The 2,921-nt window shown below is 74.4% G+C and carries 3 protein-coding genes and 1 pseudogene; all 4 read right to left on the bottom strand.

Annotated features, from left to right (window positions below; genetic code table 11):
* Nucleotides 1-523, bottom strand: a 523-nt coding sequence (locus tag K6I33_RS33885; protein WP_229358645.1) for an NAD-dependent epimerase/dehydratase family protein, incomplete at its 3' end; no start/stop codon positions are given.
* Nucleotides 524-532: 9 nt separating this feature from the next.
* Entirely contained in the window at nt 533-1,246 is a 714-nt protein-coding gene (locus K6I33_RS33890) for a sugar phosphate nucleotidyltransferase (protein ID WP_229358646.1), read from the bottom strand.
* A gap of 58 nt (nt 1,247-1,304) precedes the next feature.
* On the bottom strand, nt 1,305-2,306 hold the full coding sequence (locus K6I33_RS33895) for an SDR family NAD(P)-dependent oxidoreductase (RefSeq protein WP_229358647.1): 1,002 nt from the start codon (nt 2,304-2,306) through the stop codon (nt 1,305-1,307).
* Nucleotides 2,307-2,341: 35 nt separating this feature from the next.
* Nucleotides 2,342-2,921, bottom strand: a pseudogene (locus tag K6I33_RS33900) (hypothetical protein); the annotation flags it as partial.

Below are 2,921 nucleotides of genomic sequence, written 5' to 3' on the forward strand. Positions count from 1 at the left end.
GGCCGGGGAGGGAGGCGGCCGGGGCGCCGGGGCCCACGGGGTTGAACACCCGCAGGACGACGGCGTCCAGGCCGGAGCCGGTGACGGCGAGGGTGCCGGCCAGTTTGCTCGCGCCGTAGAGGCCGAGCGGTCGGGCCGGGGCGCTCTCGCCGACGGGCAGCCGGGCCTCGGCGGGCCCGTACTCGGCCGCCGAGCCCAGATGGACCAGGCGGGCGTCGGGTGCCGCCGCGCCGAGGGCCTCGCAGAGCACGGCCGGGCCGCGGGCGTTGACGGCGGTGAGGGTGACCGCGCCGCCGCCGACCGCGCCCGCGCAGTTGACGACGGCGTCGGGGGCGAACTCGCGCAGCAGGGCCGCGAGCCGGCCGGGGTCGGCGGTCGCCAGGTCGACGGGCGCCAGGTCGAGGGGCGGCCCGGCGGCGGGGGCGCGGCCGGCGACCCGCACGTGCGCGCCCGGGAGGGCGCGCAGGCGCGAGGCGGTGTGCCGGCCCAGGAAGCCGGTGGCGCCCAGGACGAGTATGCGCATCGGGGCCGGTCACGCTCCCTTGATCAGCAGGTCGCGGCGGACGGCGAACTCGGCGTTGGCCCGGTCGTAGTCGTCGGGGCGGCCGATGTCGAGCCAGTAGCCGTCGAATTCGTAGGCGTTGGGCGGGGTGCCGTCCGCCAGCAGGTCGAGGACCAGCTCGTCGAAGCCGAGCGGCAGTCCGGGAGTGTAGCGGGCGAGGGCGGTGCGGGAGACGCCGTAGACGCCCATGGAGACGCGGTAGTCCATGCTGGGCTTCTCGGCGAAGCCGACGACCCGGCCCGCCTCGGTGGTCAGGACGCCGAAGTCGATGCTGACCCGGCGGGGGTAGGTGGCGATGGTCAGGGGCGCCCCGGAGACGGTGTGGTCCCGGAGGACGTCGCCGAAGTCGAGGTCGGTGAGAATGTCCCCGTTCATCACCAGGAAGCGCTCGGGGAGCCGGTCGGCCATGGTGAGGAGCGGGCCCATGGTGCCCAGCGGGCTCTCCTCGGTGGTGTAGTCGACGGCCAGGCCCCACTGGGAGCCGTCGCCGACGTAGGCGCGGATGATGTGGCCGAGGTGGCCGATGGCGAGGGTGCAGCTGGTGAACCCGGCGCCGGCCAGCTGGCGCATGACGATCTCGAGGATGGCGTGCTGGTCGCCGATGGGCACCAGGGGCTTGGGCAGTGCGGTCGTGTAGGGGCGGAGCCGGACGCCCTTGCCTCCGGCAAGAATCACTGCGTGCATGAGGGTGCCGTTCCTCTCTTGTGCCGCGTGGGTGGTACCGCGTGGGTGGACAGAAACGTCAGACGTTGTACATGCCGGTCTTGTAGCGGCCGAGGTTGGCGGGGTCGCGGAAGAAGGCGACGGTCTCGGCGAGCCCCTGCTCCAGGGTGTGGGCGGGGGCCCAGCCGGTGGCGGCGCGCAGCCGGGAGGAGTCGCAGACCAGCCGCATCACCTCGGAGTTGGCCGGCCGGACGCGCTCGGCGTCCTCGGTGACCTCCAGGTCGGTGTCCATGAGCTTGCCGATGAGGGTCACCAGGTCGCCGACGGAGATCTCCTCGCCGGTGCCGGAGTTGAAGGTCCGGCCGAGGACGGCGGCGGCTGGCGCGGTGCCCACGGCGCGGAAGGCGGCCACGGTGTCCTTGACGTAGCTGAAGTCGCGGGTGGGCCGCAGGTCGCCGAGGGTGATGGCGCGCTGTCCGGCGGCGACCTGGCCGATGACGGTGGGGATGACGGCCCGCATGGACTGGCGGGGGCCGAAGGTGTTGAAGGGGCGCAGGGTGACCACGGGCAGGTCGAAGCTGGCGTGGTAGCTGTCGGCGAGCCGGTCCCCGCCGGCCTTGGAGGCGGCGTAGGGGGACTGGGTGTTGATGGGGTGGTCCTCGGTGATGGGCACGGTCCGCGCGGTGCCGTAGGTCTCGCTGGTGGAGGTGTGGACCAGGCGCGGGATGCCCAGGTGGCGGACGGCCTCCAGGACGTTGAGGGTGCCGGTGACGTTGGTCTCGACGTAGCTGTGCGGGGCCCGGTAGGAGTACGGGATCGCGATGAGGGCCGCCAGGTGGTAGACGGTCTCGGCGCCGGTCACGAGGCCCTGGACGGAGCCGGGGTCGCGGACGTCGCCGAGGACGACCTCGACGTGGTCCATGACCTCGCGGGGCAGGTCCTCCAGCCAGCCGAAGGACGAGAAGGAGTTGTACTGGACCATCGCGCGGACCCGGTGGCCGTCGGCGACGAGCGCCTCCACGAGGTGCGATCCGATGAATCCTTCGGCGCCGGTGACGGCGACGAGTGCTGATGCGGACACGAGGGCTCTCCTCTTCAGGGCTTTTTCACGGTGGCTCAGCGGTGGGTGGTGATCCGGCCGAGCAGGGCGGTGGCCACGGCGAGCAGGGCCGCCGCCGCACCGGAACAGATGACGAGCTGGTCGGTGACCGGGGCCGTCGTGCCCAGCCGGAGCGCGCCGGCCTCGGCCGCGGCGGCGCCCAGGCAGATCAGGGCCGGGGGCCAGGCGGTGCCGTAGGCCTGGAGCAGCAGGCCCGTCCACAGCACCGCGCCGAGCGCCAGCAGGGCGATCAGCCGGCCGGGCGCGGGCGGCGCCCCGCCGGGCCACAGCGCCCCGACGGCCAGGACGAGCGCGGTCAGGGCCGCCAGGTAGCCGGCGGCGCACAGGGCGAGGACGCGGGCGGCGCGCCACAGCAGCCCGGTGGTGGTCGTGGCGGCGGCGAGCGCCGCCAGCGAGCGGCCCCGGCAGCGGTAGAGCAGCCATTCGGCGGGCCCCATGCTGAGGGTGAGGGCGATGACGGCGGGTCCGGCGGTGCCCCCGTCGTGGTGGGCGAGGGCGTCGCCGAGGGCGGCGAAGGTCGTCAGCAGCCCGCAGCCCAGGCCGAAGAGGCCATAGGGCAGGGAGGCGGCGGGCGGG

The organism is Streptomyces sp. UNOB3_S3 (assembly GCF_020740895.1).
Lineage (GTDB): Bacteria > Actinomycetota > Actinomycetes > Streptomycetales > Streptomycetaceae > Streptomyces.

Excerpts from the sequence above, each read along its gene's own strand:
- K6I33_RS33890 (WP_229358646.1), bottom strand. The coding sequence starts at position 1,246 with ATGCACGCAGTGATTCTTGCCGGAGGCAAGGGCGTCCGGCTCCGCCCC.